Below are 1,393 nucleotides of genomic sequence, written 5' to 3'. Positions count from 1 at the left end.
TACTTACGCAGGATAAAAAAAAGGCGGGGTAGCTGGGTAAGATTTTTCAAATCATTTGCTGGGTATTAGACTCAAATATTCTGAGACTAATTGGGCATTTTTGGAGCATTTATTCTAAGACGTAGCAATAATAGAGGAACTTGAAAACAAAACCTACGAACCACAGCCGGTACTGAGAGTGTACATACCTAAAACCAACGGTAAGACACGACCATTGGGAATCCCTGTGATAAAAGACAGGGTAGTGCAGATGAGTGTAAAGCTTGTAATAGAGCCGATATTCGAAGCAGACTTTGAAGATAGCTCCTACGGATTCCGACCGGGACGTTCAGCGGGCGATGCTGTGAGGAAAATCAAAGAAAAACTGCGAGAAGGGAAAACAGAGGTATTTGACGCAGACCTGAGTTCTTATTTTGACACAATACCGCACAAGGAATTGTTACTGTTAATAGGGATGAGGATAAGCGACAAGAACGTACTGCACTTGATAAAAATGTGGTTAAAAGCACCGGTGATAGAGGAAGGCAAACCAGGAGGCGGGAGGAAAAATAAGATAGGAACACCGCAGGGAAGCGTAATATCACCATTATTAGCAAACATATATCTGCACATGCTCGACAAAGCAGTCAATAGAGAGAATGGGGTTTTCTATAAGTATGGGATAACAATCATACGTTATGCGGATGATTGGGTATTGATGGCAAAGCGAATACCTCGTGAAGCATTAGACTATCTCAACAGGTTGTTAAAGAAGTTAAAGCTGAGTCTTAACGAGGATAAGAGTAAAATAGTAAAAGCTGAAGAAGAGAGCTTTGACTTTCTCGGACATACCATATCCTTCTCAGAAGATTTGTTTGGTAGGAAACACAAGAAATACTGGAACATAGAACCAAGCAGGAAATCACAGAAGAAGGTTAGGGAAAAGATAGGAAACTACCTAAAGAGCAATGGGCATAAAGCGGCGGAAAAAGTAGCTAATGAATTGAATGCAATAACAAGAGGATGGATAAATTACTTCGCAATAAAGGGAGTAACGTATCCAAACAAGGCGAAAAGAGACCTACGATATTATCTTTTCAGGAGATTGACGAGATATTATAAGAGGAAAAGTCAGCGCAGGAGCAAGCTCTATAATCGGGGAGCGTTTAAGGAATTAGTCAATAGATATGGACTAATAGACCCGACAAAATATGTTCCTGTCAGACAACCTGTGAAAGCTTAAGAAGAAGACTGTCGGAAAGCCGTGTGCGGGAAAATCGCATGCACGGTTTGACGAGGGGGGCAGATGATAAGTATATGGCGGAGATATGGTGGCACTGGCGGGAAACCAGCCAGCAAACAGAGAAAACAAACTTCTGCCTAAGTTCTCGTCGTCTGTTTCTACTCTACCGGT

The 1,393-nt window shown here is 41.8% G+C and carries 1 protein-coding gene; it reads left to right on the top strand.

The genetic code is table 11. The features are described 5' to 3' along the window. Window positions 1-127: 127 nt before the first annotated feature. A complete protein-coding gene (ltrA, locus tag QZT26_RS17650) occupies window positions 128-1,222 on the top strand; it encodes a group II intron reverse transcriptase/maturase (protein ID WP_320409752.1) in 1,095 nt (364 codons plus the stop codon). The last annotated feature ends 171 nt before the right edge of the window (window positions 1,223-1,393 follow it).

It is taken from the genome of uncultured Candidatus Kuenenia sp. (assembly GCF_900696675.1).
In the GTDB taxonomy this organism is placed as follows: Bacteria; Planctomycetota; Brocadiia; order Brocadiales; family Brocadiaceae; genus Kuenenia; species Kuenenia stuttgartiensis_A.
Note: the sequence above shows the minus strand (reverse complement) of the source record. Positions and strands in the feature narration are given on the sequence as shown.